Annotated in this window: 25 protein-coding genes and 1 pseudogene; 12 read left to right on the top strand and 14 right to left on the bottom strand. The window is 64.5% G+C overall.

Features of this window, described 5'->3' with window-relative positions:
• Positions 1-11: 11 nt before the first annotated feature.
• The 5 genes from AC0L28_RS24840 to AC0L28_RS24820 form a co-directional block, all read right to left on the bottom strand.
• Positions 12-1,979, bottom strand: a complete 1,968-nt coding sequence (locus tag AC0L28_RS24840; RefSeq protein WP_473480860.1) for an acyltransferase family protein — start codon at positions 1,977-1,979, stop codon at positions 12-14.
• Positions 1,980-2,520: 541 nt separating this feature from the next.
• Entirely contained in the window at positions 2,521-2,883 is a 363-nt protein-coding gene (locus AC0L28_RS24835; RefSeq protein WP_023799062.1) for an SPW repeat protein, read from the bottom strand.
• 140 nt (positions 2,884-3,023) lie between these two features.
• Positions 3,024-3,245 (bottom strand): alkylphosphonate utilization protein, encoded by a 222-nt coding sequence (locus AC0L28_RS24830; protein WP_023799061.1) that lies wholly within the window; start codon positions 3,243-3,245, stop codon positions 3,024-3,026.
• A 356-nt stretch (positions 3,246-3,601) separates the two neighbouring features.
• Complete coding sequence (locus tag AC0L28_RS24825) at positions 3,602-3,829, bottom strand: hypothetical protein (protein ID WP_027154287.1); 228 nt, start codon at positions 3,827-3,829, stop codon at positions 3,602-3,604.
• A gap of 249 nt (positions 3,830-4,078) precedes the next feature.
• Positions 4,079-4,342, bottom strand: a complete 264-nt coding sequence (locus tag AC0L28_RS24820) for a hypothetical protein (RefSeq protein ID WP_023799059.1) — start codon at positions 4,340-4,342, stop codon at positions 4,079-4,081.
• A 289-nt stretch (positions 4,343-4,631) separates the two neighbouring features.
• On the opposite strand from AC0L28_RS24820, the gene AC0L28_RS24815 reads away from it, so the two are divergent.
• Positions 4,632-5,561 (top strand): hypothetical protein, encoded by a 930-nt coding sequence (locus AC0L28_RS24815; protein WP_473480857.1) that lies wholly within the window; start codon positions 4,632-4,634, stop codon positions 5,559-5,561.
• Positions 5,562-5,700: 139 nt separating this feature from the next.
• Positions 5,701-7,758 carry an AI-2E family transporter gene (locus tag AC0L28_RS24810; RefSeq protein WP_473480855.1) on the top strand — a complete coding sequence of 686 codons (2,058 nt, stop codon included), beginning with the start codon at positions 5,701-5,703 and terminating at the stop codon, positions 7,756-7,758.
• 161 nt (positions 7,759-7,919) lie between these two features.
• On the opposite strand, the gene AC0L28_RS24805 is transcribed toward AC0L28_RS24810, so the two are convergent.
• The 6 genes and pseudogenes from AC0L28_RS24805 to AC0L28_RS24780 form a co-directional block, all read right to left on the bottom strand.
• Entirely contained in the window at positions 7,920-8,849 is a 930-nt protein-coding gene (locus tag AC0L28_RS24805) for a phosphatidate cytidylyltransferase (RefSeq protein WP_287066368.1), read from the bottom strand.
• 192 nt (positions 8,850-9,041) lie between these two features.
• Positions 9,042-9,701, bottom strand: a pseudogene (locus AC0L28_RS24800) (lysophospholipid acyltransferase family protein); the annotation flags it as partial.
• An 8-nt stretch (positions 9,702-9,709) separates the two neighbouring features.
• Positions 9,710-10,138, bottom strand: a complete 429-nt coding sequence (locus tag AC0L28_RS24795; RefSeq protein ID WP_473480853.1) for a hypothetical protein — start codon at positions 10,136-10,138, stop codon at positions 9,710-9,712.
• 265 nt (positions 10,139-10,403) lie between these two features.
• On the bottom strand, positions 10,404-11,741 hold the full coding sequence (locus AC0L28_RS24790; protein ID WP_473480851.1) for a phosphatase PAP2/dual specificity phosphatase family protein: 1,338 nt from the start codon (positions 11,739-11,741) through the stop codon (positions 10,404-10,406).
• A gap of 2 nt (positions 11,742-11,743) precedes the next feature.
• On the bottom strand, positions 11,744-13,525 hold the full coding sequence (locus tag AC0L28_RS24785; RefSeq protein WP_473480849.1) for a bifunctional alpha/beta hydrolase/class I SAM-dependent methyltransferase: 1,782 nt from the start codon (positions 13,523-13,525) through the stop codon (positions 11,744-11,746).
• 30 nt (positions 13,526-13,555) lie between these two features.
• On the bottom strand, positions 13,556-14,158 hold the full coding sequence (locus tag AC0L28_RS24780; RefSeq protein ID WP_473480847.1) for a CDP-alcohol phosphatidyltransferase family protein: 603 nt from the start codon (positions 14,156-14,158) through the stop codon (positions 13,556-13,558).
• 237 nt (positions 14,159-14,395) lie between these two features.
• Between AC0L28_RS24780 and AC0L28_RS24775 the strand changes: the two genes are divergently transcribed.
• The 6 genes from AC0L28_RS24775 to AC0L28_RS24750 are packed head-to-tail and all read left to right on the top strand — an operon-like array spanning position 14,396 to position 20,861.
• The gene (locus tag AC0L28_RS24775) at positions 14,396-15,385 is read left to right on the top strand and encodes a TIM barrel protein (protein ID WP_128247003.1); all 990 of its coding nucleotides are present in this window, start codon (positions 14,396-14,398) and stop codon (positions 15,383-15,385) included.
• Positions 15,386-15,419: 34 nt separating this feature from the next.
• Positions 15,420-16,478 carry a sugar ABC transporter substrate-binding protein gene (locus tag AC0L28_RS24770; RefSeq protein WP_128247004.1) on the top strand — a complete coding sequence of 353 codons (1,059 nt, stop codon included), beginning with the start codon at positions 15,420-15,422 and terminating at the stop codon, positions 16,476-16,478.
• Between the two features lie 56 nt (positions 16,479-16,534).
• Positions 16,535-18,088, top strand: a complete 1,554-nt coding sequence (locus AC0L28_RS24765) for a sugar ABC transporter ATP-binding protein (RefSeq protein WP_473480844.1) — start codon at positions 16,535-16,537, stop codon at positions 18,086-18,088.
• Positions 18,085-19,062, top strand: coding sequence for an ABC transporter permease (locus AC0L28_RS24760; RefSeq protein ID WP_473480842.1), 978 nt, complete (start codon positions 18,085-18,087; stop codon positions 19,060-19,062). The genes AC0L28_RS24765 and AC0L28_RS24760 overlap by 4 nt, the downstream gene beginning before the upstream one ends.
• Positions 19,059-19,937, top strand: a complete 879-nt coding sequence (locus AC0L28_RS24755; RefSeq protein WP_091598869.1) for a MurR/RpiR family transcriptional regulator — start codon at positions 19,059-19,061, stop codon at positions 19,935-19,937. The genes AC0L28_RS24760 and AC0L28_RS24755 overlap by 4 nt, the downstream gene beginning before the upstream one ends.
• Positions 19,938-19,970: 33 nt before the next feature.
• A complete protein-coding gene (locus AC0L28_RS24750) occupies positions 19,971-20,861 on the top strand; it encodes a ribokinase (RefSeq protein WP_473480840.1) in 891 nt (296 codons plus the stop codon).
• A 314-nt stretch (positions 20,862-21,175) separates the two neighbouring features.
• Here the strand turns inward: AC0L28_RS24750 and AC0L28_RS24745 are convergent, their stop codons facing one another.
• On the bottom strand, positions 21,176-21,712 hold the full coding sequence (locus tag AC0L28_RS24745) for an Hsp20/alpha crystallin family protein (protein ID WP_023799044.1): 537 nt from the start codon (positions 21,710-21,712) through the stop codon (positions 21,176-21,178).
• Positions 21,713-21,770: 58 nt separating this feature from the next.
• Positions 21,771-22,235, bottom strand: a complete 465-nt coding sequence (locus AC0L28_RS24740) for an Hsp20 family protein (protein ID WP_473480838.1) — start codon at positions 22,233-22,235, stop codon at positions 21,771-21,773.
• A gap of 246 nt (positions 22,236-22,481) precedes the next feature.
• Here AC0L28_RS24740 and AC0L28_RS24735 point away from each other — a divergent pair, with 246 nt between their 5' ends.
• Together AC0L28_RS24735 and AC0L28_RS24730 are read left to right on the top strand one after the other, a co-directional pair.
• A complete protein-coding gene (locus tag AC0L28_RS24735; protein ID WP_023799042.1) occupies positions 22,482-22,700 on the top strand; it encodes a hypothetical protein in 219 nt (72 codons plus the stop codon).
• A 130-nt stretch (positions 22,701-22,830) separates the two neighbouring features.
• Positions 22,831-23,088, top strand: coding sequence for a DUF982 domain-containing protein (locus AC0L28_RS24730; protein WP_128247007.1), 258 nt, complete (start codon positions 22,831-22,833; stop codon positions 23,086-23,088).
• Positions 23,089-23,202: 114 nt separating this feature from the next.
• On the opposite strand, the gene AC0L28_RS24725 is transcribed toward AC0L28_RS24730, so the two are convergent.
• A complete protein-coding gene (locus AC0L28_RS24725) occupies positions 23,203-23,490 on the bottom strand; it encodes an usg protein (RefSeq protein ID WP_091598882.1) in 288 nt (95 codons plus the stop codon).
• Between AC0L28_RS24725 and AC0L28_RS24720 the strand changes: the two genes are divergently transcribed.
• Positions 23,489-23,713, top strand: a complete 225-nt coding sequence (locus AC0L28_RS24720) for a hypothetical protein (protein ID WP_128173002.1) — start codon at positions 23,489-23,491, stop codon at positions 23,711-23,713. The two genes, AC0L28_RS24725 and AC0L28_RS24720, sit on opposite strands and share 2 nt — an antisense overlap.
• Positions 23,714-23,866: 153 nt before the next feature.
• Positions 23,867-24,184: a co-chaperone GroES gene (locus tag AC0L28_RS24715; protein ID WP_023799038.1), complete on the top strand. Its 318-nt coding sequence runs from the start codon at positions 23,867-23,869 to the stop codon at positions 24,182-24,184.
• The last annotated feature ends 44 nt before the right edge of the window (positions 24,185-24,228 follow it).

The raw sequence follows: 24,228 nt of genomic DNA, 5'->3' as shown, positions 1-24,228 counted from the left end.
TCTTGCGCGCCTTACTTCCTGGCCGCCCCGGTCGAGAACAGCGCGCGCTCGACCGTCGGCTCCAGTGTTTGCGCAAAGGGCGTCGCCATGTGGTGGCGGTCGCGATAGGCCAGCTTGCCATCGATGAAGACATGGCAGGTCTTGGCGTCGCAGAACCGGTCGGTCATGTCGATGTAGGTCGCGTTGGGGACGGCGCGCACGATGTCACGCTCCACCGCGGCCATGGCGTCGTTGGCGGCGTCGGTTCGCGGCGCGTCACATACCGATGGCGTCTGTCCACGCCACAGCGCGCGGGCCACGCAGGTGTCGACAAAAAGGGTGTTGAACGGCACATCGCGGATGAAGGCGACTTTCAGCCCGGCCTGGCTGAACGCCTCCAGCGTTGCGCGCAGGCCGCCCCGCCAGTCCTGATCGAGGCTTTCGGATTGCCGGGCGTCGGGCGACAGTTTGCGCGAACTGGTCAGCGAGATCTCCGAGATCACCACCAAGCTCGGGCGCAGGGCGATGATCTCCTTGATCGATTGCTCGCGCCATTGATCGCACTCGGTGTAGTCACGCTTCAGCTTCGAGCTCCAGACCGTCAGCCGCGATGCCCGGCAGGCGGCTTTGAGCCAAGTGACGACCTTGTAGTCGTTCTTCTTCGCCGCCTCGATCAGCGGCGTCGACCAGTGATCGGCATGCGAATCGCCGAACAGCGCGATCGAGCGCTCGGCATTCTTGGCGCCGAACTCGCAGGCCCTCGGCGTCACTGTCTCGTAGTCGACAACGCAGCCTACCTTGGCGCGCGCGGTAGAGGGCCGCGCGGCAGTTTCGGCAATGATGCGTTGCGAGGGGTCGAGGCCGTCCACGGCAAGGCGCGCATTGGCGTAAGTCGCCACGACGCCGGCGCCGGTCAGCATTGCGGCGGGGATTAGCGCGCGCGCCGCGTTCGCCATCAGCCAGCCATTGCGACGGATCGGGTTTTCGATGAAATTATAGGTGAAGAGCGACAGCGCCAGCGTCAATGCGGCGCAGGCAAGCCGCCCCGGCCAGGCCAGGTCGGGCACCATCATCGTCGCATAGACGATGACCGGCCAGTGCCAGAGGTAGAGTGAGTAGGAAAGTTTCCCCACCCATTGCAGGGGCGGCAGCGCCAGCATGGCGCTCGGCCCTCTTTGGACATTGCCGGAGCCGCTGAGCAGCAGGAGCACGGTGCCGGCCACCGGCACCACCGCCGCAAAGCCGGGGAAGGGGGTGTCCTGCTCGCTGAAGGTCAGATAGGCACCGGCGATCAGCGCCAGGCCAAGCCATGCCAGTGCTGCGCCCAGTTGCGGGCTCTCTCGCCAGAATTTTACCGGCGCCATCGTCGCCAGGCCGCCGGCGGCGAATTCCCAGGCCCTGAGCGGCGAGAAATAGAAGGCCCAGGGCTGCGCCACGGTGGTGAGCCAGGCGCAGACGGCGAACGACACCGCGCCGGTGAGGCCGATCACCAGGATCGCCGTGCGCTTGCCCGGGCGCAGCCATGCCGCCAGCAGAAGCAGCCCCGGCCATACGAAATAGAACTGCTCCTCGACCGAGAGCGACCAGAAGTGGATGAAGGGGTTGTTCGCCGCGTCGGGGGCGAAATAGTCGAACGACCAGCGTATCAGCCAGAAATTGATCGCATAGGCCGAGGCGAACATGGCGCCTTTCGAATAGAGCGACTGTTCGTCCGGCGACAGGATGAAGTAGCCGGCGACCAGCGTGGCGAAGATGACGAACAGCGAGGCCGGCAGCAGGCGCCGGGCGCGCCTTGCATAGAACCGCCACAGGTCCAGCCTGCCGTCCTCGGCGATTTCCCGCAGCAGCTGGCCGGTGATCAGGTAGCCGGAGATGACGAAGAAGATGTCGACGCCGGTGAAGCCGCCAGGCAGGTCCGACAGACCAAAATGGAACGCGACGACGCCGGACACCGCCAACGCACGCAGCCCTTCGATATCAGGCCGAAACGATGCTGACACGGCAAAACCTCGCGAAGTCGTTGAAAAGCCACCCGTGCGAAGACTCGACGCAATGCATTGATATTGCAATGCAACAAATCTAACGCAGTGCAACATAAGTGGAAGTTTGCCGGGTGCAGTGCGGAATGCTCGTCGGCGCGTCCTCAGCGAACGCCGCGCCAGCGCTGCCATCCGCATCCGCGGCGGCGGACTTTGGGCGGCGGGATTTTGGAGCACAAAAAGACAATTTGGCCGGGATACGGCGGGCGGGAGGCGTGCGAATTTGACTGGCGTCCGCTCTATCTGTTCGTTTTAGCCGCATTTCTGCAACGCCAGATTCCTCCTGGCTGCAAAAACACTCTAGCGGGCCCGATCTCAGGCTTTAGAAGGAGCCCGCCGCTCGCGCGCCGCGCTCCTCCCTTAAAGCGCCTCGCGTTCGAAAGGAAATCGACGCGCTTTAAGTCTTTGTTTCTGTGCCTGTCGTTACCCCCCAAAACCGCTGCGCACCCTCGGGTCAGGCCCGAGGGCATGCTTTTGGGCGACAAGCATCAGTCGTCACCGATCACGCATGCGCTGGCGGATGATGACGGGAGTCCCAGACTGCCCAGGCCGATGCCGCAACCACCAGCACGCCGAGGACAACGTGGGTCGCCATTGCGTTGGCGTTTGCCACGAAGCCGAGCAGCCAGGGCGACGCGATCAGCCAGAGCCCGACGACAAGGTTCACCCACTCTTCCCATTCGGCGAATACTGAAAGCGCCGCGAGCGCCAAGGCGCCGAGCACGACCGCGGCAATCCAGGCGTTCCAGGCAGCAGCGGTTTCAGCAGCGAAGCCGATAACCCAGGGTGAGATGAACAGGCATGCCGCAAGGATCAGGTTGATCCAATCCTGGGCCTTCTTTCCTTCCATCAGATCGTTTGCCATGACAACCTCCACAGATGAAGCTTGACCAAAGCACTACGTCGCGTGCAACGCACGCTTAGTCATTGATATATCGCAGTTTCGCGCGCTTTCAAGGAGTGGCGCCGGGGGCGGCCGGTTACGCACCTGAGTGCCGGGCGCGATCACGCCTTTTTCAGGAACTCGGTCTTCAGCACCAGGCCCTTGACCTGCTTGGTGCTGCACTCGATCTCGCCGGGATTGGCGGTGAGGCGGATGTTCTTCACCAGCGTGCCGCGCTTGATCGTCTCCGACGTGCCCTTGACCTTCAAATCCTTGATCAGGGTGACGGAATCGCCCTCGTTCAACTGGGCGCCGTTGCTGTCTCTTGCGATCGCGTCTGTCATATCAGGGTCTTTCATCGAAGGGGATAGCGGACTATCCGGCGGATGGCGGCAAGGTCAAGCGTGGTGGCAACTGTGCCATCGCTGGCGCGTGAAGCGGGCAGGGCACCCTTGTTGCTCATGTCAGGAGGCCGTATCGCCCGTCGAAGTCGGCGATGCCTCGTGGTTGAAGCCGATTTCACCGGAAGGTGGAGGATCACAGCCTGGCGCGCCGCCGGCTAAGCCTGTCGATCATGTGGCCTGTCGAACAAATGACTTGTCGAACAGGTGACCTGTCGAAATGCGGACCCGTCGATCGCGGACACCGCAAGCGGCGTACGGCCGGTTAAAGATTGAGCCCCACAACGGATGGAGGGACTCTAGAAATTGAAATAGATCGCCGGCGGATACAGACTGGATCCATTGTTGTCGGCTGGCGCCGCCGTCGCATCAGACGACGTGATCCCGCTGGTGGACTTGTTGTCGAGCGGCGGCCGGTTTTTCTCGGCTGAGGACGCTTTGGCATCGGTGGCAACGGCTTTCGTCTTGGCCTCCACGGCTTGCGAAAGTGCGAGCACGGTGAGAAGTGCAGACAGGGCAAGTTTCATGACGAGGTCCCTCCATGGTTAACGCAAGGTTAACCGCGGCCGCCGGCCCGAACACGGCCGCTGTGTGGAAGGACGTGGAATTCTCCGGAATTTCTGGAATATTAGCTTGTGGAAAAGTACAATGTGAGCAGTTGCCGGCACGTGTAGGCTTGCAGCCGCATCAGGCCGAAGCTTGGAGCGGCCGCGACAGAACCCAGACATCCAGTTGCGCTTGGCCGCTCAATGTCGCGGCCAACGCTGGTGTTAAGATCAATCCCTGAAGCCGTTCGAGTCGAGCAGGGCGACCTGCTTGCCGTCGATGAAAAAGCGTATCACGTGCGCGCCGCCGTCGACTTCGATGCGCGTCGGATCGATGACCGGCGCCGCAGGAGCCGCCTTGCCATATGTCGCTGCCGCGCGCGAGCCGGCAGCGGCACGCGACGGTCCATCCGGCCCGAAGGTCAGCAGCAGCAGTGCAGCGGATCCAGCCGCAACCGCGGTGAAAGGGATTTTGGGGGAGGCAATCCAGGACATCGAATTATTCCTTCCTTGTTGAGGCGGCATCTACGCTGGTTTGTGCCGGTGCCGAGAGCTCGGCTTCGCCGTCGTTCAAATGACTGAGGAAGGGTGTTGGTATTCAGGCCTAAATAGCGTGAGTTTCATAACTTGCCCCTGCCCTGCGCGACCTTAGCGCCGCCCGGCGGGGCGAAAAGCGCAGGCGCGTGGAGGGGCGTGGAATTCTCCGGAATTTCTGGAATATTAGCTTGTGGAAAAGTATAGCCGGCGCGTGCTATCCTCGCGGCGGCATAAAGGGGCGGGTAGGATGGCACGGCATATCGCGCAGAAATTGCGGCTGACCGCGGCCGTGCTTGGGACCGTCACCCGCAAGGACCTTGCGGCGGCGTTCCGGGGCGTCAACCCGAAGACGGCGTTCGACCTCGGCCGCGCCGATAAATGGCTGCAGGGGCGCTCCCAGCCACGCGAGCTCAGCGTCTACGACGACTGGACGAAGCTGCTCAAGCTGGAGCAGCCCGGCGCCTGGATCGCCGAGAGCGACCTGCTAGGTTTTACCGCGGCGATCTGTGCCCGCCACGGCATCGACAGGGCCGAACTGGAGCGCCGCGCCAATGCGCATTTCGAAACCGCTGCCGGGCATGAGGAGCGGAGCCCTGGATTGGCCCTTGCCGGAACCTACGCCTGTTATTCGAGCGCCTTGTCGCCCTACTATCGCGGCCAGCTGATCAGGGGCAGCCTGTCGATTGAGGTCGGGCCGGGGGCGAACGGCCTGACCGCCGCCTATCGCGAGGCCTTGCCGACCGGGCAGCTGCTGCTCGGTGGGCAGATGACGTCGGCAAAACGCGGGCTTTATGCGCATCTGAAGGAAGCCAGCGGCGAAGCGCAATTCTTCTTGTGCCTGTTTCCGCACTCGCGGCCGGGAAGCGTGCTTGGCGGCTATTTGTGCGGCACCACCATCATCGGCCCGGAGCCGCAGCCGTCGCTGACCCGAATCCTGATGGTCCGCTTGCGCAATCCGGCGCCCCAGGCATGGGGCGGATATCTGCCGCCCGACGGATCGATCGCCGCCGATCTGGCATCGCTTGGCCTGTCCGTCGAGCAGACGGAAGCGGTTGACCGGCAGCTGGCGCAATTCCTCGTCGGAGACAGCGACGGCGGCGCCAGCCAGATCCCGCCGGCCGAGTTCCGCGCCATCGTCGACGTGTTCGACCGTCATTGGCTGAGCCATTCCGCCTGACACCGGGCCGTCTGACCCCGGGCTGAGCGAGAGACGAAGACCGCTTGTCGCTCGCGCGGGGCTCGCTGGCACGAAGGTGGGGACGTTGCATGCCGGCTCAATATGCCCGATCATGGTCATGGCAGGGTGGAGGCATCAAGTGGCGGCCAATCGGCGAAACGGCATGCATCCGTCGGAGCCCGGGCTGGTGGGCGTTGTTTCGGCTGCCATGGCCCTGCCGCGCATGTCGCTGCCCACCGTCGCGACCGTCGTGGCGGCGGTTGCGGCCCTGTATTTCGGGCGCGAGGTTTTCCTGCCGATCGCAATCGCGCTGCTGCTGACCTTTGCGCTTGCACCCTTGGTTTCGGCACTCAAACGGGTTGGCATTCCCCGTCTTCCTGCGGTCATCGCCAGTGTGCTGGGCGCATTCACCGTCCTTGCGCTGTTCTCCTTCATTGTCGCCACGCAGGTCAGCGAACTGGCGCAGAACATCCCGCTTTACCAGTCAAATATCCTGACCAAAGTCCGATCCCTGAAGGAGACCGGCGTCGGCGGCGGCGTCATCGCCAGGCTGAGCGAGGCGATCGAACGTGTTGGCCAGGAACTCGACAGGCAGGAAACCTCGCCGCCGGCCGCGGATCAGCCACGGCGCGAGCCGGTGCCCGTCGAGATCATCGCACGCGAAAGGCCGCTCCAGGTTCTGCAGAACCTGATCGGCCCGCTGATCAGCCCGCTGGCATCGGCCGGCCTGATCGTCGTCGTCGTCATATTCATGCTGCTCGAGCGCGAGGACCTGCGCGATCGTTTCATACGCCTCGTCGGCTACGGCGACCTTCATCGGACCACCGAGGCGCTCCAGGAAGCGGGCAAGCGGGTCGGCCGATATCTGCTCATGCAATTGGTCGTGAATATCGTCTATGCCATACCGGTTACAGCAGGGCTTTGGGTTCTCGGCATACCCAATGCACTGCTGTGGGGATTGCTGGCGCTGGCGCTGCGCTTTGTTCCCTATATCGGCCCGATCATTGGTGCGCTGCTGCCGCTGTTCCTGGCGCTTGCCGTGGCGCCCGGCTGGTCGCTCGTGCTGTGGACCGCCGGGCTGTTCGTGGCCATGGAAATGATAACCGGCAACGTCGTCGAACCGTGGCTCTACGGGTCGCGCACCGGGCTTTCGCCATTGGCCATCATCGTCGCGGCTATCTTCTGGACCTGGCTCTGGGGCCCGCTGGGCCTGGTTCTGTCGACGCCGCTCACGGTCTGCCTCGTCGTGCTCGGCAGGCACGTGCCGCAGTTCGAATTCCTCGACGTGCTGTTCGGCAACGAACCGGTGCTCGAACCCCACGCCCGGCTCTACCAACGGCTGCTGGCCGGCGATCCAGAGGAAGCCACGGATCACGCCGAGGAGATGCTGGAGGAAGAATATCTTTTCCAATTCTATGACAAGGTCGCCATTCCCGCACTGCTGCTCGGCGAGCAGGATCGCGTGCGCGGCGTCATGGGCGATGAGCAAAGACGGCGGGTGGCGGCCAGCGCGCAGATGCTGGTGACGAACCTCGACGACAGCGCACGTGAGGAAGCAGAGGAGGACGACAATCCGGCCACAGTCGAGCCTGCCACAGCGGACAAGGACAAGGACAAGGACAAGGACAAGGACAAGGACAAGGACAAGGACAAGGACAAGGACAAGGACAAGGACAAGCAGGCTCAAGCGGAGGGCGAGGACGACACTGAGCTGCCGGATGGCACTGACATGTCGGTGCTGTGTGCCGGCGGCCGCGGCGAACTCGACGATGCCGCCGCCGCCATGCTGGCGCAGGTGCTCGAAGTCCAGGGGGCGACGGTCTCGAAGGCGAGCTTTGCCGATATGGATCCGACTGGCATTCGCCGGCTCGACCTCGACGCCGTCGACACCGTCGTGGTCGGCTTCCTGAACCGCGACTCGGTCAAGCACGCCCGTTTCCTTGTTCGTCGGCTGAAACGTGCCAGGTCGGCGCTGCGGGTAGGCATTGTGTTCTGGTCGAAGGACGGCGACGACAAAAAGACAGAAGTCGAATTGGCCAATGACATCAACGCCGATTTTGTGGCGTTTGGCATGGTCGAAGCCGTTCTGGGCGCATTGTCGAGCGATCCGCCGGTTGCGCTGAAGGTCGCTGTCAAGCGCCGCATGCGCCGCCGGCCGCGCCCGGCCAGGAAGGCGCCGCTTGCGGCTGCAAAGTAAGAGACTGTTTGGAAACTCTACTCCGGCGGCCATCTGATGGCGTTTTCTGCGCTTCCGGTGCTCACGGACCCAAATGTCCGCTGCGCTCCGGTTCTCGAAACCACCACCATATGACTCGCCGGAGCGACTTTCGAAACAGCCTCTGAGGTCGTAGCTCGCCCTCACGTCCAGAAATAGCGCACCGTGTGAAAGAAAACCGGGGCGGCGAAGACCAGGCTGTCGGCGCGGTCCATCATGCCGCCATGGCCCTCGATCAGATGGCCCCAGTCCTTCACCCCCTGGTCGCGCTTGATGGCGGAGGCGACCAGCCCGCCGAGGAAGCCCATCAGGCAGGCGATGAAGGCGACGCCGGCCGCCTGCAGCGGCGAAAACGGCGTCAGGAACGACAGCAGCGCGCCAAGCAGGCTCGACGTCGCCAGCCCGCCGACCAGCCCTTCCCAGGTCTTCGACGGCGAAACCTTCGGCGACATCAGATGCCTGCCGAACAGCTTGCCGAAGATGTATTGCAGCACGTCGCTGCCTTGCACGGTGATGATCAGGAAAGCGACCAGCAACAAGTTGCGGCCTTCGAAGCCGGGCACATCGAGCGTCAGCAGCGCCGGCACGTGGCTGACGCAATAGACCGAGATCATGACCGCCCATTGCTGCGCCGAGACGCGCTCGAGAAAGCGCTCGGTGTCGCCGTGCAGCGCGGTGATCGCCGGCATCAGCAGGAAGCAGTAGACCGGGATAAAGATGGTGAAGAGGCCGTACCAGGCGGTCCACACCAGCCAGTACTGGAACGGGATGATGATGCCGAACATGCCGAGCAGCACCCAATGGTCGCTGCGGCGGCTGTGCGTCAGCGTCACGAATTCGCGCAAGGCGGCAAACGAGATCAGCGCGAACAGGATGGTCATGCCGGCGCGGCCGAAGAAGAAGGCGACGGTGATCGCCACCACCATCACCCACCAGGCGTTGATGCGCTGGTTGAGATTGACCAGCGTCGAGGACAGCGGCTTCGGCGCGCGCCACGACAGGATGCCGGCGACCAGGCTTGCCGTGGTCAGCACCGCAGTGAGGCCGACAACCATGATAAGCGTCTCGTGCATTGGCATGTTGTTCTAGTCGTCTCTTGGAACATCGTGTCTGGGAGCATCGTGTATTGGAGGATCGTGTCCGGGAGCATCGTGCCGGATACCGGATCCGGCACGATCTCCAGCTCTTTGGGCTCTACGCTCTTTGGGCTCGACGCTGTTTTGGTCGCATGATGTTTTTCGGTAAACCGGATTCCACTTTTCCGCATCATGCGTTGGCGGGCGGGGGTTCAGCGCCAGCAGTGCTTGGCGGGCGCGCTCGAGAAAGGTTCGGCGTTCCTCGCCGGGCGCAATGGCGATCGGCGCGCCGAAGACCACCCGGCAGAGCAGTGGCACCGGCACGAACTGGCCCTTGGGCAGCACCCGCGACATGTTCTCGATCCAGCACGGGATGAGTTCGACGTCGGGCCGCGCCATCGACAGATTGTAGAGGCCGGAGCGGAACGGCAGCAGCGGCTGGTCGGTCATGTTGCGCGTGCCCTCGGGGAAGATGATCAGCGAATGACCCTCGTCGAGCACCGACAGCATGATCGAGATCGGATTCTGCGCTTCATCGGTCCACTGCCGGTGGATGAGCACCGAGGACAGCATGTCCTGCGCGATGAACCGGCGCAGCCGCGATTTTCCCCAATAGTCGGCGGCTGCCACCGCATGGGTGCGGACGCGCTGCTTCTCGCTGAGGCAGGCCGACAGCAGGATGAAATCGCCGTGGCTGGCATGATTGGCGAAGTAGATGCGCTGCCGGTTCGACGGCTGGCTGCCGTTCCAGATCGGCCGCACGCCGGTCACCGCCCAGGCCAGCGCCGACAGGCCGACCGAGGTCACGGTCTGCAGCAGGGTGAAGGTCCTTGTGCCGAGCTTGCTCATCGCCGGGCTCAGAACCACAAGGCGACGAGGGACGCCGCCACGAACAGGCCGAGTGCGATGCGCTGCTTCATCAGCAGGCGTTGCGTGCCCGCGATGCGCCGGTCGAGCGAGCGGATGCCGGCAGCGGCCGGTTTGACGCGCATGCGCGCCAGCACGTCGTCGACCGAGGCACCACCGGCGGCCTCGCTGATGTGGCTGGCCATCAGCCAGAACAGCAACGCGTCGAAGGCAAGCAGGGCCGAGACGGCGAGAGTGACCACGCCGCTCGCTGCCGCGACCAGCCACGCCGCTGCGGCCAGCGTGGTCGCCTGCGGCTGCGCTGCCACGGCAATGACCGGCGCGGCCGCCAACGCGGCCAGCACAAAAAACAGCGGCCACACCGCCTGCGTCATCAGCCCGGCGGCGAACGCTTCGGCCTTGTCTCGATGGGCACTCATGCCGGAATAATCGCTTCAGGTTTGGTGCCGCCCTTTTCCAAATGCTTGCGCCGCCCCTCATCGCCCTGCCGGGCACTTCTCCCCGTATAGTGACGGGGAGAAGAGGCTGGCCGCAGTGTCGGCGCCATTTCTAAAACGCTGGTGATTGGCGAAACCGCTGATAACGGCACCCCTCTCCCCGTCACTATACGGGGAGAGGATGCCGGCAGGCAGGTGAGGGGCAGCGCCGACTTTGGCAAGTGGCTTCGTCTATTGCTCGAACTGTTCATGCCGGCTCGTCCATCGCGATCCGAAGATGCACCGGCCGGCCCGATGCGGCGAGCCGCGCATGCGCCTGCGCCAGCGTGTCGGCGCGGCCGGTGGCAACCAGCCATGCGGCGACGGCGCCGGCGCTGCGCTGGAAGCCGAGCGCGCAGCAGACAAGCACCGTGCCGTAGCTGCGCGCGTCCTCGATCGCCGCCACCGCTTGCGCCTGCGCCTCGGGCGAGGGCGGCAAAAGATCGACCATGGCGACAGCCGTCCAGCGGCAGGCGACGCCGCGCGGCCGCTCCAGCTCGCCGGCAAGGTCGATCACCGTGCCGAATGCGCCAGCCTCGGCGACGGTGGGAAAGCGGCCGAGGAAGACACCGTCGGCAATGGCGACATGCGGCGGCAGCTTGCGCGTCCATATCCATGCATTGATCCTGGCGCCAACCCGGTGGGGCAGCAGCAAGACACGGCTGGCCAGCGAGACGCTGCGGTCGGCAGTTTTCTGGAACACTTTGGCGCCGGCTCCGGCATAGGCGAAGGCAACGATGGCCAGCGCCAGCGCCGGCCACAGCAGGATGAGCCACAGCGCCAAAACGAAGGCGCCGGCAGCGGCGCCGGCCAGCGCCAGCGCTGCAACCAGCGCGTAGAACAGCGCCAGCCGCCGCGCGCCGGCATCAGCGGTCAGCCGGAAGCCGGCGAACGGCAATTCGCCGTGGCGCGGAAACAGCCACAGGGCGAAGAAGCCGAGCAAAGCGCCGGTCGGGATATCGATGACATGGTGCTGCCACGTCGTCAGCACCGAGGCGCCGATCAGCAAACACCAGGCATGCCAGACGACGCCGGCCATGCTTTTCAGCCGATAGCGCCAATGATCCCAGATGATGACCAGCAGCGCGATGTGCAGCGACGGCGCCTGGTTGAACGGCTTGTCGAAGCCGCCGAGCACCGCGAACATGGAGCCTGGCAGGCCCGATGTCTGCGGCCGCACGAAGGTCGCCGTCAGCGGGAACAGGATGAAACAGGCGACGGCGACGATCTGCGCCGTCAGATAGCGGCCGGCAAGCCGATCGACGCCGCGCTTGGTATCGTTGAGCAGCAGCGACAGGCCGTAGAACAGATTGATCGACCAGTAGGGCACGATCGTCCAGGCGATGAACGGGATGTTGTGCTCCCAGGCGAAGACGATGCTGCCGACATCGTCGCGCTGCGACGCCAGCCAGTTGGCGAAGCCGTAGCTCGCGTAGAAGAACGGCGCCAGAAAGACCAGCCACAGCGCCGCCCGCAGCGCGATTCCAGCGTACGGCTCGCGCGCAGGGGCAGAAGGGGCGGCAGGGCCAAGGACAGGCAAGACCATGCTCAGACGCGCCGCGCGACCGATACGGTGAAGATCCCCCACTGGTCGATGCGCTGGTCGAGCTTCTCGAAGCCGGCCGCCGCCACCAGCTGGTCCATCTCGCCTTGCGTGCGCCGGCGCATCACCCAGGCCTGGCCGCCGCGATGCGAGGTCAGGCTGCGGGCGATCATTTCGAGCTGCGGATGCCAGGGCTGGTTGGTGTAGACAAGCAGGCTGCCGGGCTGCATCGCCCTGGCCAGCCCGCCGAGCGAGCGGATGATCATGGCGTTGTCGGCAAACAATTCGTAAAGCCCGGAGACGATGGCCAGGTCCGGCGCCGGATCGAGCCCGGCAAGCATCTCGGCGTCGAAGGCGTCGGCCTGGTGGAACGAGACATCGGTCGGCAGGGGCCGCTCGGCGATCAGCTTGCAGCCGAGCGAAACGTTGAGCTCGGAAAAATCCTGCAACCGCACGCTGGCCGGCGGCTCGGTGCATTTGGCGACAGCGTCGAGCACGTAGCGGCCGTGGCCGGCAGCGATATCGACGATATGGACCGTGCGGCCGGCGGCCTTCAGCGTGCGAGTGGCGCTGCCGATCAGCTCTTCGAGATGCAGCTTGCGCTGGCGGATGCCGCGCCAGCCGATGGCGTCGAGAAAGGTGCGGTCGATCATGCGGCCGAGCGGACCGGCGCCCCGCGCCTGGTTCTCATAGACGTAGTCGAGGGTCGAGCCGGAATCGAAGCCGGTGGCGATCCCGGTCTTCATGCCTGACGACAGCCAGGCGCCCGCGCGGATCGAGGCGCGGCTCATCGCCCAATAGAGGCCTTTCGGTGACAGCAAAGCGAGCGGCGAGGCCAGCCGGTCGGCCTCGTCGCGTGTGTAGCCGGAGCGGTCGGCCGCGGTCAGGTCGACGGACTTCTGTGGCGTCGAGAACTGGCTTTCGAGGAACGGCTTGATCAGGTCGAGTGCCTTGCGGCGGTCGCGTTCGCCCAGCGTGTCGTGGAAGAAGCCGGGCAGCACATGCCGCTGCTTGGCCGGGCTGGCGAGATTGACGAAGAATTCGTGCTGCGGTCCATGCCGCACAACCCAGTCGCTGCCGGAGATCAGCAATTGCGTCGGCACGGTGATGGCGCGGGCATCCGAGACGATGCGGGCGGCGTGGTCGTAGAGCTCGACCAGGATGTTGGAAGCGATCGGCCGCGTGATCAGCGGATCGGCCTCGAAGGAGGCGATGCGCTCGGGGTCATGCGTCAGGAACTTGGCCTTGACGTAGGAATTGACGAAGAAGCGGCCCTTGATCTTCTGCCACAGCGCAATGCCTTGCTTGGCGAAAGGCACGTAGAGCTTGACCGAGAAGGCCGGCGAGGCCAGTACCAAGGCGCGAATCTGCGGTGCATAATCATGCACCCAGGCGGCGGCGAGCACCGCGCCGAAAGATTGCGCGATCAGCGCGATGTCGCGCTGGGAAAAACCGTCTCTGCCGATCTCGCGCACCAGACAATCGATGTCGCGCACAAGTGTTGCAAAAGACGGCGCATAGCCGCGCTCGCCGGCCGAGCGGCCATTGCCGCGCGCGTCCCAGGCGTAGAAGGCATGGCCGGGCATATCGAGTTCGTCGACCAGATGCGCCATGCGGCCGCCATGCTCGTGGCCGCGGTGGAACAGCACAATCGCGCCCCTGGCGGGTTGCCCGACCGCCGGCCAGTAGCGGTAGAAGATCTCGGTGCCGTCATGGCTGCGGAAGGTGCGCTCCTGCGCCACCCGCAGCTCAACTGCGGAAGCAGCAATCGTCGGTTCATGAAGCATGTTTTTCCCCAGGCGGATGCGACCGGAATTTCAGTCGCCGCTCCCGTTAAGGCCGCTGCGTATCCGGTTGATGGCGGTCACCAGCGAGAGTGTAGCCATTGCCGGAAACACGAACGGCGTGATCGCGTCCACCCACAGGCCGCAGGCGATGAGAAAGGCGACGATGCCGAGCGCCAGCGCCCGATCGCTCTTGCCGAACGGCCCGGCATAATTGCGCCCGGTGCCTGCCGCGATGCCGAGCACGCCGGCGAACTCCACAAGCATTGCTGTGACGGCAAAGGCGACGACCCCCCAGGCAGGGAAGAGAGCGGCAAAGGCCAGGATCAGCGCCAGGTCGGAGACGGCGTCGCAGAGTTCGTTGAGATACATGCCGAGTGTTGAGGCCTGGCCATGTTCGCGCGCAAGCATGCCGTCGATGGCGTTGAGCGCCATGCGCGCAAACAGCACCACCGGCATAAGCAGCAAGACCGCGCGATGGCCGGCAAGGGCTGCGACCACAACGCCGGTGGCAACCGACAGGGCGGCAGCCAGCAGCGTGATCTGGTTGGCGGTGACGCCGGCCGCGGCCAGCCGGTCGGCGAGCGGCCGCAGCCTGGCCTGGAAGGCCGGTTTCAGCGCATAAAGCGTCGGCATGTGCGAACCCCCCGGCCGCGGTGCAACTGCGGCGAGAATGATCAATTGGCGCGCAAGACGCAAGGGCGGCCAGCGGTTGTACAGGGTTGCGATCAGCAGCGCCCGCCCGGAACCTTACCATGCGCAGGCCCTACGGTTTGGCGGCGCCGCCTCAAGGTCGAATTCCCTAGAGCTCTCAAATGAGGACTTTACAAATTGTCGTATACATGTGAAGTTATGTTCACCAAAGGGTCATCCATGACAGCCAATCGTTTCGCCACACGCCTCAATTCCTTTGCCTCGCGGCCGCAGGCCGAATGGCCGGATCTTGTCGGCAAGCCGTCCATGCTGCAGATGGCGGCGCGTGCGGCGAAGGTTGCGGGGCTGACCGACCTCGACCTCAACTTTCCCGATCATGTCGATGAAAAACCTGCGGAAATGGCACAAAACCTCGGCGATCTTGGGCTTTCCATCAATGGTTTTGCCATGCGCTACTACTCCAATCCCGCCTTCAAGCTCGGCGCCTTCACCAATCCGGATCCGGCAGTTCGCCGCGAAGCCATCGACCTGACCAAGGCCGGCATCGACGCCGTGCGTGAGGCGGGCGCCAATCTGATGACGCTGTGGCTCGGCCAGGATGGCTTCGACTATGCCTTCCAGGCCGATTACGCGACGCTGTGGCAACACGAAATAGATGGTATTCGTGAAGTGGCGGCGCATGATCCCGACTGCGAGATCAGCCTGGAATACAAGCCCAACGAGCCGCGTTCCTACAGCCTGATGCCCGACGCGGCGACGACATTGCTGGCGATCCGCGAGATCGGCCTGCCCAATCTCGGCGTGACGCTCGATTTCGCCCATGTGCTCTATGCCGACGAGCAGCCGGCCTTTGCCGCAGCACTGGTGGCGCGCCACAGCAAGCTCCTGGGCGTGCATCTCAACGACGGCTATGCCAAGCGCGACGACGGCCTGATGGTCGGCGCAGTGCACACGCTGCAGACGATCGAGCTGCTCCGCCAGATCCGCCGCGACGGCTACGCCGGCGCCATCTACTTCGACACCTTCCCCGACATGACCGGCCTCGATCCGGTCCACGAATGCGAAGTCAACATCGCCACCGTCAAGCGCATGCTGCGCGTCGTCGACCGTCTGGAGAAGGACAATCGCCTGTCCACCGCCATCGACCGCCAGGACGCGGTCGCGTCGCAAGCCATCATCCAGGAAGCCATGCTCGGGCCGGAGAACTGAGGCCGGCGCCGTTTTCAACAAGGGAGGAAAGACCATGAAATTTCTGCTTGCCACCGCCACCGCTGCGCTGATGGCGCTGTCCATCGGCTCGGCCTTTTCCGCGGAACTCGCGCCGCTCAATTCCGATACCGAGAAGGACCGCATCGACTGGTCGCAGCTCGAGGCCAAGTTCGGCGCGTTGCCCAAGCTGCCCGACGGCACCAGGGCGGGCGCCGTCTCCAAGACGCTGACCAACGAATACTGGCGCTCGCTGGGTGAGGGCTACAAGTCGTTCGGCGATCGCGTCGGCGTGCCGGTCGTCTACCAGGCGGCGCAGAGCGAGGGCGACCAGCTCGGCCAGCTGACAATCGCCGAAGGCCTGGTCACGCAGGGCTACAACGTGCTGCTCGTCTCGCCGCAGACCGACTCCAACCTGCAGCCGATCATGGAACAGGCCAGGGCCGCCAACGTGCCGGTGGTCAACGTCAACGACGCGGTCATCCCGCAGGCCGAGCACTATGTCGGCAATGTCCAGCGCGACAATGGGGTGCGCGTCGCCAAATGGTTCATCAAGAACCGGCCGGATGGCGGCAAGATCGCCATCGTCGAAGGCCAGGCCGGCGTCTATGCCGCCGTCCAGCGCACCGATGGCTTCAAGACCACGATCACCGAAGCCGGCAAGTTCGAGGTCGTCGCCAGCGTGCCCGGCAACTGGGACCGCCAGACCTCCTTCGACGCGGCCAGCAACATCCTGCAGCAGCACCCCGACCTGATCGGCTTCTATGCCAACAATGACGGCATGGCGCTGGGCATCGTCGAGGCGGTCAAGGCCGCCGGCCTGCAGGACAAGGTCGCCGTCTTCGGCACCGACGGCATCTCCGACGCCTATGCCTCGATCCGCGCCGGCGAACTGACCGGCACTGTCGACAGCTTCCCGGTGCTGACCGGCGAGGTGGCGCTGGAATCGGCGCTGCGGCTGGTGGCCGGGCAGAAGCTGCCGCGCGTCGTCGCCACGCCGCAGGCGCTTATCACCAAGGACAATGCCGACCGCTATTCCGGCGCCGGCGACGCCGTGCGCAAGGCGCTGCTCGAGGACGCGGCAGCGGGCAATTAAGGGCAGGACTGCGGGTGCCGGCCGGGCTGGCGCCCTTTGCCTGGAGAATAGAACCAATGTCTGTCCCGCGGCTGCAATTCGAGGGCGTTTCCAAGGTGTTTCCGGCGGTGCGAGCGCTGAGCGATGTGTCCTTTTCCGTCGGCGCCGGCGAAATCCATGGCCTGCTCGGTGAGAACGGCGCCGGCAAATCGACGCTGCTGCGCATCCTGTCGGGGGTCTACAGGCCGACCGCCGGAAGCGTGCTGATCGACGGCAGACCGGTGGCGCTGAACAATCCGGTCGCGGCGCGCGCCGCGGGCGTCGCCATGATCCATCAGGAATTGCAGCAGGTGCCGCATCTCAGCGTCGCCCAGAACATGTTCCTCGGCCATCCGCTGACGCGCGGCGGCATCTTCGTCGCCCGCCGCGAGCAGGAACGCCGCGCCGCGGAAGCCCTTGCCGCCCTCGATCCGACCATCGATCCGGCAGTCCCGCTCGGCAGCCTGAAGGTTGCGCAGCGGCAGATCGTCGAGATCGCCCGGGCGCTGCTCGATCGGGCGCGCGTCGTGGCGATGGACGAGCCGACATCGAGCCTGACGCCGAGCGAGTTCGAGCGGCTGGCCGAAGTCATTGCCGGGCTGGCGCGCGACGGTGTCGCGGTCGTCTATGTCTCGCACAAGCTGGACGAGGTGTTCGGCATCTGCCAGCGCGCCACAATCATGCGCGACGGCGTCGTGGTCGGATCCGTCGATCTGGCGCAAATGTCGGAAAAAGCCGTCGTTTCGATGATGGTCGGCCGCGAGCTCGCCCAGGAACAGCACCGCTCCCACACCTCGAGCGAGGTCAGGCTGAGCGTGCGTGGCCTCGCCTCGGCGACAAAAGTCCGTAACGTCTCGTTCGACCTGCACCGCGGCGAGGTGCTGGGCATTGCCGGCCTGGTCGGCTCGGGCCGTACCGAACTGCTGCGGCTGGTGGCCGGCGCCGACCGCGCCTCGTCGGGCAGGGTCGAGATCGACGGCAAGGCGATAAAACTTTCCGGTCCGCGCGAAGCCATCGCCGCCGGCATCGGCCTGGTGCCGGAGGAGCGCAAGCGCGAAGGCATCGTGCCGCTGCGGTCGATCTCCAGCAATATGGCGTTGGCCTCGATGGGCGTGTTCGCACCGTGCGGCGTCATCGATCACGCCAGGCTGAAACGGGTCGCGGCCGAGAAGATGAATCGGGTCAATTTGCGCCCGTTCCTGCTCGACCGGCCGATCCGGCTGTTCAGCGGCGGCAACCAGCAGAAGGCGATCATCGGCCGCTGGTTGGCGGCGGGAACGCGCATCCTTTTGTTCGATGAGCCGACGCGCGGCATCGACGTCGGCGCCAAGGCGGAGATCTACCATTTGATCGAGGAACTCGCCGCCGAAGGGCATTCGGTCGTCGTCGTGTCGTCCGAGCTTCCCGAGGTGATCCGGCTCGCCGACCGCGTGCTGGTCATGCGCGACGGCACGGTCGCCGCCGAACTCGACCGGGCCGATCTCAGCGAACAGGCGATCGCGGCGCACGCCATACCCCAATCGGAGACGCAAGGCCGGCAAGGCGCAAGGCCATCGGGCCGGCAAGGCATAACGGACAGGACCAGCGTATGACTGATGTAACCGAACACACAGCAGCGCGCCCACGGGCTGAATTCCTGCACCGGTTTTCGCTGCGCGATGCCGGCACGCTGATCGGCCTGGTGGTGATCCTCGCCGTCTTCGGCGCGCTGGTCCCGGGCTTCTTTGCCGAGCGCAACTTGATCAACATCCTGCAGCAGTCGAGCATCAACGCCTGCCTGGCGTTGGGCATGACGCTGGTGATCATCTCGGGCGGCATCGATCTGTCGGTCGGGCCGACGGCAGCCCTTTCGGCCGTCATCTCGGCCTCGATGCTGATTGCCGGCGTGCCGTTTCCGCTGGCCATCGCCGCCGGCTTCGCTATCGGCCTCGTCTGCGGCCTGCTCAATGGCGTGCTGGTCGCCTATGTCGGGCTGCAGCCTTTCATCGTCACACTGGGAACGCTCAGCACCTACCGGGCGCTGGCGCTGATCTATACCGGCGGCAATCCGGTGCTCGGCCTGCCTGCCGGCTTCCGCGCCATTTTCAACGGCTCGCTGTTCGGGCTGCCATTGGCGGTCATCATCGTGGCCGTGGTCGCGCTGATCGCCTGGATCATCCTCAAGAAGACGCCTTTCGGCGAATCTCTGCTCGCCGTCGGCGGCAATGAGGAGGCAGCCTACATAGCCGGCGTGCCGATCGCTCGCACCAAGATCGCCGCCTACATGATCTCGGGCCTGCTGGCGGCCCTTGCCGCGCAGATCCTGATCGGACGGCTGGGTGCCGCCGAACCCATTCTCGGCAATCTCTGGGAGCTCGATGCCATTGCCGCGGCGGCCATCGGCGGCGCCTCGCTGATGGGCGGCAAGGGCAGCGTCGTCGGCACCATCCTGGGCGCCGTCATCCTCGGCACCATGCGCAACGGCCTGACGCTGATGAATGTCCAGTCCTTCTATCAGCTCTTGGCAACTGGCCTTATAATCCTCGCCGCGATGCTCATCGATCGCGTGACGAGGGGACGTGGATGACCTTGACCAGCCTGGATCTGAAAGCAGTAGGACCGCGGATCCGCATGATGATGCCGCATTTGACGCCGCTCGAGGCGAAGGTGGTGGAAACCGTGTTCGGACGGCGCGGCTTCGACGAGACCATTCCGCTCAAGCAGATCGCCGAAGAAGCCGGCGTGTCGGAGGCGATGGTGGTGAAGATCGCCAAGAAACTGGGCTTTTCCGGCTATCGCGACTTCCGCACCGCGGTTTACGAATACAGCCGCCTGCCGACCGCCGAAATGCACCAGGAACTGTCGGTCGACGACAGTTCGGCCGAGATCGTCCAAAAAGTGTTCCGCACCTCGATCCAGGCGCTGGAGGAGACGCTGGCGATCCTCGACATGGACGATTTCGACCGCGCCGCCGATCTTTTGTACCGCGCCAGGAACCGCGATTTCTATGGCGTCGGCGGTTCGGCGCAGATCGCGCGCGACGTCTCGCACAAATTCCTGCGCATCGGCATCCGCGCATCCGTCTACGACGATTCGCACATGATGCTGATGTCGGCCTCGCTGCTCGGCGCTGACGACATCGCCGTCGGCTTCTCGCATTCCGGCAACACCAGCGCCGTGATCGATGCCATCCATCTCGCCCGCAAGAGCGGTGCGCGGACGCTGGCGATCACCAATTACGACAACTCGCCGCTGGCCGCCGTCGCCGACATCGTGCTGTGCTCGACCGCGCAGGGCTCGCCATTGATGGGCGAGAACGCGGCGGCGCGCATCGCCCAGCTCAACATTCTCGACGCGCTGTTCGTCGCGGTGGCACAGCGCGACTACCAGGCGGCGGAGCGCAATCTCGGCCGCACGATGTCGGCGGTGACCTCGAAACGCCGGGACAAGGGCGGTTCATGAAAGATTGGGGCGGCTCATGAAAGATTGGGGCACATGACGGCTCCGCTGGTCACCGTGTTCGGCAGCCTGCATTACGACATCATGGTCGAAGCGCCTGACCGCCCGCGCAAGGGCGAAACCGTAACCGGCCATGCCTGGCAGCCGAAATGCGGCGGCAAGGGCGGCAACCAGGCGGTCTCGGCGGCGCGGGCCGGCGTGCGCTCGGCAATGATCGGCGCCGTCGGCGATGACGATTTCGGCCGCGCGCTTGTCAGCAATCTCGCGCGCCGCGGCGTCGACAGCCGCTTCGTGCGGGTCGCACCTGGCGCCGGCTCGGGCATGAGCGTGGTGATCTTCGACGCCGGCGGCGATTATGGCGCGGTGATCGTCTCGGGCAGCAATCTCACCTTGGGCGAGAAGGACATCGTGGCCGCGACCGAGATAGTTGCGCAAACGGCGGTGCTGCTGCTGCAGAACGAGGTGCCGGAAGCCGCCAACATTGCCGCAGCGCGGGCGGTGAAGGCGCATGGCGGCCGCGTCGTGCTCAACGCCGCCCCCGCGCGAAAACTGTCCGGCGAATTGATCGCACTCACCGATATCGTCATCGTCAACGCCATCGAGGCGGAATTTTTGGCCGGCGTTGCGGTCGTCGATACGCTCGAGGGTGCTGCCGAGGCGGCACGCATGCTGATCGATTTCTACCCGGCGGCGATCGTCACGGCCGGCGGGGAGGGCGTTGCCTATTGCGGCCGCGACGGCCAGGCGTTCGCGCGGGCCGCCCTTCCGGTGAAGGTGGTCAGCACCCATGGCGCCGGCGACGAGTTCGTCGGCGCGTTCGCGGCAGGCCTTGCCCGCGGGCATCCGGTCGAGGCCGCACTTGCTGCCGCCAACGCCGCCGCGGCCTTGCTGGTCGCCACGCCGGAACGGCAGCGCGAGGCGATCTGAGACGGGTGGCTGCCTCCGCCCGCGATCGTGACACGAGCGGATGGCGAGGACTTTTCACAGGCCGATAAAGCCGACAATTGATACGAAAGCCCGCCACCCCAAGGATGACGGGCTCCGTAGCCTGTGCGCCAGGAACGCCACGGTAGCGACGCTGCTACTCAATGCTCCGTAGATACTCACTATGCGGCCTTCGCACCGTCAGGCGCATCGGCCGAACAAATGAAGCCCGTGCCTTTGGGCGGAGCGCGCGGGCCGATCGGGATGTAGCCCGATCTGCAGCCGGGCGCGGCTGGCGCGTCCGGCTGCCGATATCGTCAGTGCTTGCTCTTGCCGGGGCTGGCGGCACTGCCACTGATGGCGATGCGCTTGGCTTTCGTCCGTGCGCGCTCCGTCTTGGGCAGCGTCACGGTGAGCACGCCGTTATGGAAGGCGGCGTTCACCTTGTCCTCCTCGACCTCGTAGCCGAGCGGGATGCGGCGCTCGAAGCGGCCGTAGAACCGCTCGGAGAACTGCCTGTCCTTGTCTTCGGTCTCGGAGCGCTTCTCGCCACGCAGCGTCAGCACGCCGTCATCGAGCATCACCTCGACGTCCTTTTCGTCCATGCCGGGAATTTCCGCGGTCACGCGGATCTCCTTCTCGCCGTCGGCGATTTCGACGCTCGGCCAGCTGCCGCGCGCCGACGAAAATCCGCTGAGCATCGGCATGCGCGTTTCGAAGCCGCGGAAGGCGTCGTCGATCAGGCGGTTCATCTCGCGATGCAACGCCATGAACGGGTCGCGGTCCTCGTCACGATAGAAGCTGGGAACCGGACTGTTCTCCCGGCCCCAGGGAATGAGATCACGAATAGCCATTGCTGTTCTCCTTTCTCGACTGGTTGTGTCAAAGGCGAACGCCAGAGATCGCCTTCGCTCAGGCGGCCTGCTTCGGCTTCTCGACCTGTCCGGCCTTCGGCGCGGCGTCTTGCTTGGCGATCGTGATGCGACGCGGCTTCATCTCTTCGGGCACTTGGCGCACGAGGTCGATCGTCAGCAGGCCGTTGTTAAGCGAGGCGCCGGTGACCGTCATGTGATCGGCAAGCTCGAAGCGCCGTGTGAACGGTCGCACCGGAAGGCCGCGATGGAGATATTCCACCTCGTTGTGTTCCTTGCGCTCGCCAGAGACGATGAGAAGGTTCGGCTCGTGGCTGATGTCGAGATCGTTCTCGGAAAAGCCGGCGACGGCGATCCTCACCCGATAGGTGTTCTCGTCGCTTCGCTCGATGTCATAGGGCGGCCAGGTTTCGACTGCCTGCTGCGCGTTTTCCAGCAGGTTGAAGATGCGGTCGAAACCGATGCTCGACCGATAGAGCGGGGAAAAGTCGAATGCGGTTCTCATAGCTACATCCTCCATGGAGCAACATAGTACGAGGGACGCCAAAGAGCTTGGCGCTCCCTGGGTTCTGCCGGTCCCATTCGGCAACCGGCAATTTTCATTTGGTTATTGTCAGGCCGAAATCAAGACCCAGATTCTGTCCCGCTGCCAGAATTTTTGTTGCCGGATTGTACTGGCCCCGATTGTGCTGGCAATGCCGGTTTCAACTGTCGTTTGAGGGTCGCGCCGGCACGCCGCATGGAGGACATCATGACCATGACACGCGACGACATCATTTCGGTGCTGGGCCCGGTCGACGACGCCGTGATCGCCGACATCGCCTCGACCGGCGCGACGATCGAAGAGTTGCGCGAGGCCTTTGCCTGGGTCGGCGCCGATGAGGCGCTGGTCAACGAGGGCCGCCCGCTGCCGTCGGCAAGGGTGGCGACGCTGATCGGACTTCTCGAACCGCCGGACGACGACATATAGCGCCGGGTTTCGGCAAGCAGGGCTGGAACAAGTAAGGCTAAGCCGGGGGAGGTCTTGAAGCGTGCAGCTAGACGAACCATCTCGTCAGTCGGGCGCCGATCGGGCCGCCTTCCTGGTTAAGGAGGAAGTGATGAACGACGTCCCATTCTCCGAGCCGATCACGCTCAAGCTCCAATCCGTCGGAGAGCGCAAGGTCGCCAGCAGCTGGGAAGCCATCGAATGCATGCAGCAATGGCCGGACCGGGCGCGCGGCCGGAGCTGGCGCGCAGCCTATCGCGCCTGCCGCGACGCGCTCGACGGCTGGCGCACCGCCCGCGAGGCGCGAACCGCCTTCGTCAAGGCGGCGCGCACCGCCGGACTGCTGGTCACGGGACGTAAATCCACCTGAACGCCAATCCACCTGAACGCCAATGAACCTGAAGCCGGGGAACCTGAAGCCGGGGCGGACGCGCTGTGCTGCAGAGGCGGCGCCATTCATGAAAAGCGCCGCCTTTTTTCTATTTCACTGCAGCGTAATGACGCCGTCCACCGCCCGCCATTCGGAGGGCTGAATCAGACGGTGATGGGCGACGCGCACAGAATGCAGCGGGCCCTCGATCTCACGTTCCCAAAATTCGAGGAAATGCTTCAGCGTCGGGAAATCCGGGGCGATGTCGTATTGCTGCCAGATGAAGAGCTGGAGCAGGTCCCGATAGTCGGGAAGACGATAATGGATCTCTGCCGTCGTCAGGCCAAAACCCTGCATCTGGAGCCGGAACTCGTTGCTGACCTGGAACTCATTACCGACCATGCCCGTCTCCTTTCCGAACGATCAGGCGTCCATCCTCCGCGGGGGAAAACGCTTCCACTTCCTCATCGGTTCCGGCCGCCGGCAGACGGTGCCGGGATCGACGATGATGTCGGAAGGTTGCGCCCCGATTTCAAGCCGCATCCATCGTTTCAAATCCTGGAATAGCGCCATTATTACAGTGCGTTATTACGGTGCGTTGGCACTCGACAACGGCGAGTGCTAAAATTTTTTCGGCGTCCTCTTGAAAGGCTGGATAGGCAGACTAATTCGATAGGCGCGTGATGCCTGAGCAGGGGTCGCGCACCGTCGCACCGACCCACTGATCGGCTGCGAAGGGAGGTCCAAGAAAATCTGTTTGTCCCATGAGGAGAACGACATGGCGTTCCGTCCATTGCATGACCGTATCCTGGTCCGCCGCATCGAGGTCGACGAGAAGACCGCGGGCGGCATCATCATTCCTGACACAGCCAAGGAGAAGCCGCAGGAAGGCGAGGTCATCGCCGCCGGCCCCGGCGCGCGCGACGATAGCGGACAGCTGCAGCCGCTGGACGTCAAGGTCGGCGACCGCATCCTGTTCGGCAAATGGTCGGGCACCGAGATCAAGCTCAATGGCGAGGACCTGCTCATTATGAAGGAAAGCGATGTGCTGGGCGTGATTGAAATGACCGACCAGATAAAAAAGAAGGCCGCCTGAGCGGGGCCTGAACAAGCCATCAGTCAACGTAAGCTGCCTATTTG

The organism is Mesorhizobium sp. WSM4847 (genome assembly GCF_055811335.1).
The sequence above is the reverse complement of the archived record's forward strand: the minus strand, read 5'-3'. Positions and strand labels throughout refer to the sequence as shown.

Coding starts and splice junctions, on each gene's coding strand:
- AC0L28_RS24790 (WP_473480851.1), bottom strand. CDS start 11,741: ATGGTCTTGCCTGTCCTTGGCCCTGCCGCCCCTTCTGCCCCTGCGCGC.
- AC0L28_RS24750 (WP_473480840.1), top strand. CDS start 19,971: ATGACGGCTCCGCTGGTCACCGTGTTCGGCAGCCTGCATTACGACATC.
- AC0L28_RS24820 (WP_023799059.1), bottom strand. CDS start 4,342: ATGTCCTGGATTGCCTCCCCCAAAATCCCTTTCACCGCGGTTGCGGCT.
- AC0L28_RS24770 (WP_128247004.1), top strand. CDS start 15,420: ATGAAATTTCTGCTTGCCACCGCCACCGCTGCGCTGATGGCGCTGTCC.
- AC0L28_RS24735 (WP_023799042.1), top strand. CDS start 22,482: ATGACCATGACACGCGACGACATCATTTCGGTGCTGGGCCCGGTCGAC.
- AC0L28_RS24825 (WP_027154287.1), bottom strand. CDS start 3,829: ATGAAACTTGCCCTGTCTGCACTTCTCACCGTGCTCGCACTTTCGCAA.
- AC0L28_RS24755 (WP_091598869.1), top strand. CDS start 19,059: ATGACCTTGACCAGCCTGGATCTGAAAGCAGTAGGACCGCGGATCCGC.
- AC0L28_RS24720 (WP_128173002.1), top strand. CDS start 23,489: ATGCCCGTCTCCTTTCCGAACGATCAGGCGTCCATCCTCCGCGGGGGA.
- AC0L28_RS24805 (WP_287066368.1), bottom strand. CDS start 8,849: ATGCACGAGACGCTTATCATGGTTGTCGGCCTCACTGCGGTGCTGACC.
- AC0L28_RS24740 (WP_473480838.1), bottom strand. CDS start 22,235: ATGAGAACCGCATTCGACTTTTCCCCGCTCTATCGGTCGAGCATCGGT.
- AC0L28_RS24780 (WP_473480847.1), bottom strand. CDS start 14,158: ATGCCGACGCTTTATGCGCTGAAACCGGCCTTCCAGGCCAGGCTGCGG.
- AC0L28_RS24775 (WP_128247003.1), top strand. CDS start 14,396: ATGACAGCCAATCGTTTCGCCACACGCCTCAATTCCTTTGCCTCGCGG.
- AC0L28_RS24730 (WP_128247007.1), top strand. CDS start 22,831: ATGAACGACGTCCCATTCTCCGAGCCGATCACGCTCAAGCTCCAATCC.
- AC0L28_RS24835 (WP_023799062.1), bottom strand. CDS start 2,883: ATGGCAAACGATCTGATGGAAGGAAAGAAGGCCCAGGATTGGATCAAC.
- AC0L28_RS24765 (WP_473480844.1), top strand. CDS start 16,535: ATGTCTGTCCCGCGGCTGCAATTCGAGGGCGTTTCCAAGGTGTTTCCG.
- AC0L28_RS24815 (WP_473480857.1), top strand. CDS start 4,632: ATGGCACGGCATATCGCGCAGAAATTGCGGCTGACCGCGGCCGTGCTT.
- AC0L28_RS24795 (WP_473480853.1), bottom strand. CDS start 10,138: ATGAGTGCCCATCGAGACAAGGCCGAAGCGTTCGCCGCCGGGCTGATG.
- AC0L28_RS24745 (WP_023799044.1), bottom strand. CDS start 21,712: ATGGCTATTCGTGATCTCATTCCCTGGGGCCGGGAGAACAGTCCGGTT.
- AC0L28_RS24760 (WP_473480842.1), top strand. CDS start 18,085: ATGACTGATGTAACCGAACACACAGCAGCGCGCCCACGGGCTGAATTC.
- AC0L28_RS24725 (WP_091598882.1), bottom strand. CDS start 23,490: ATGGTCGGTAATGAGTTCCAGGTCAGCAACGAGTTCCGGCTCCAGATG.
- AC0L28_RS24785 (WP_473480849.1), bottom strand. CDS start 13,525: ATGCTTCATGAACCGACGATTGCTGCTTCCGCAGTTGAGCTGCGGGTG.
- AC0L28_RS24830 (WP_023799061.1), bottom strand. CDS start 3,245: ATGACAGACGCGATCGCAAGAGACAGCAACGGCGCCCAGTTGAACGAG.
- AC0L28_RS24715 (WP_023799038.1), top strand. CDS start 23,867: ATGGCGTTCCGTCCATTGCATGACCGTATCCTGGTCCGCCGCATCGAG.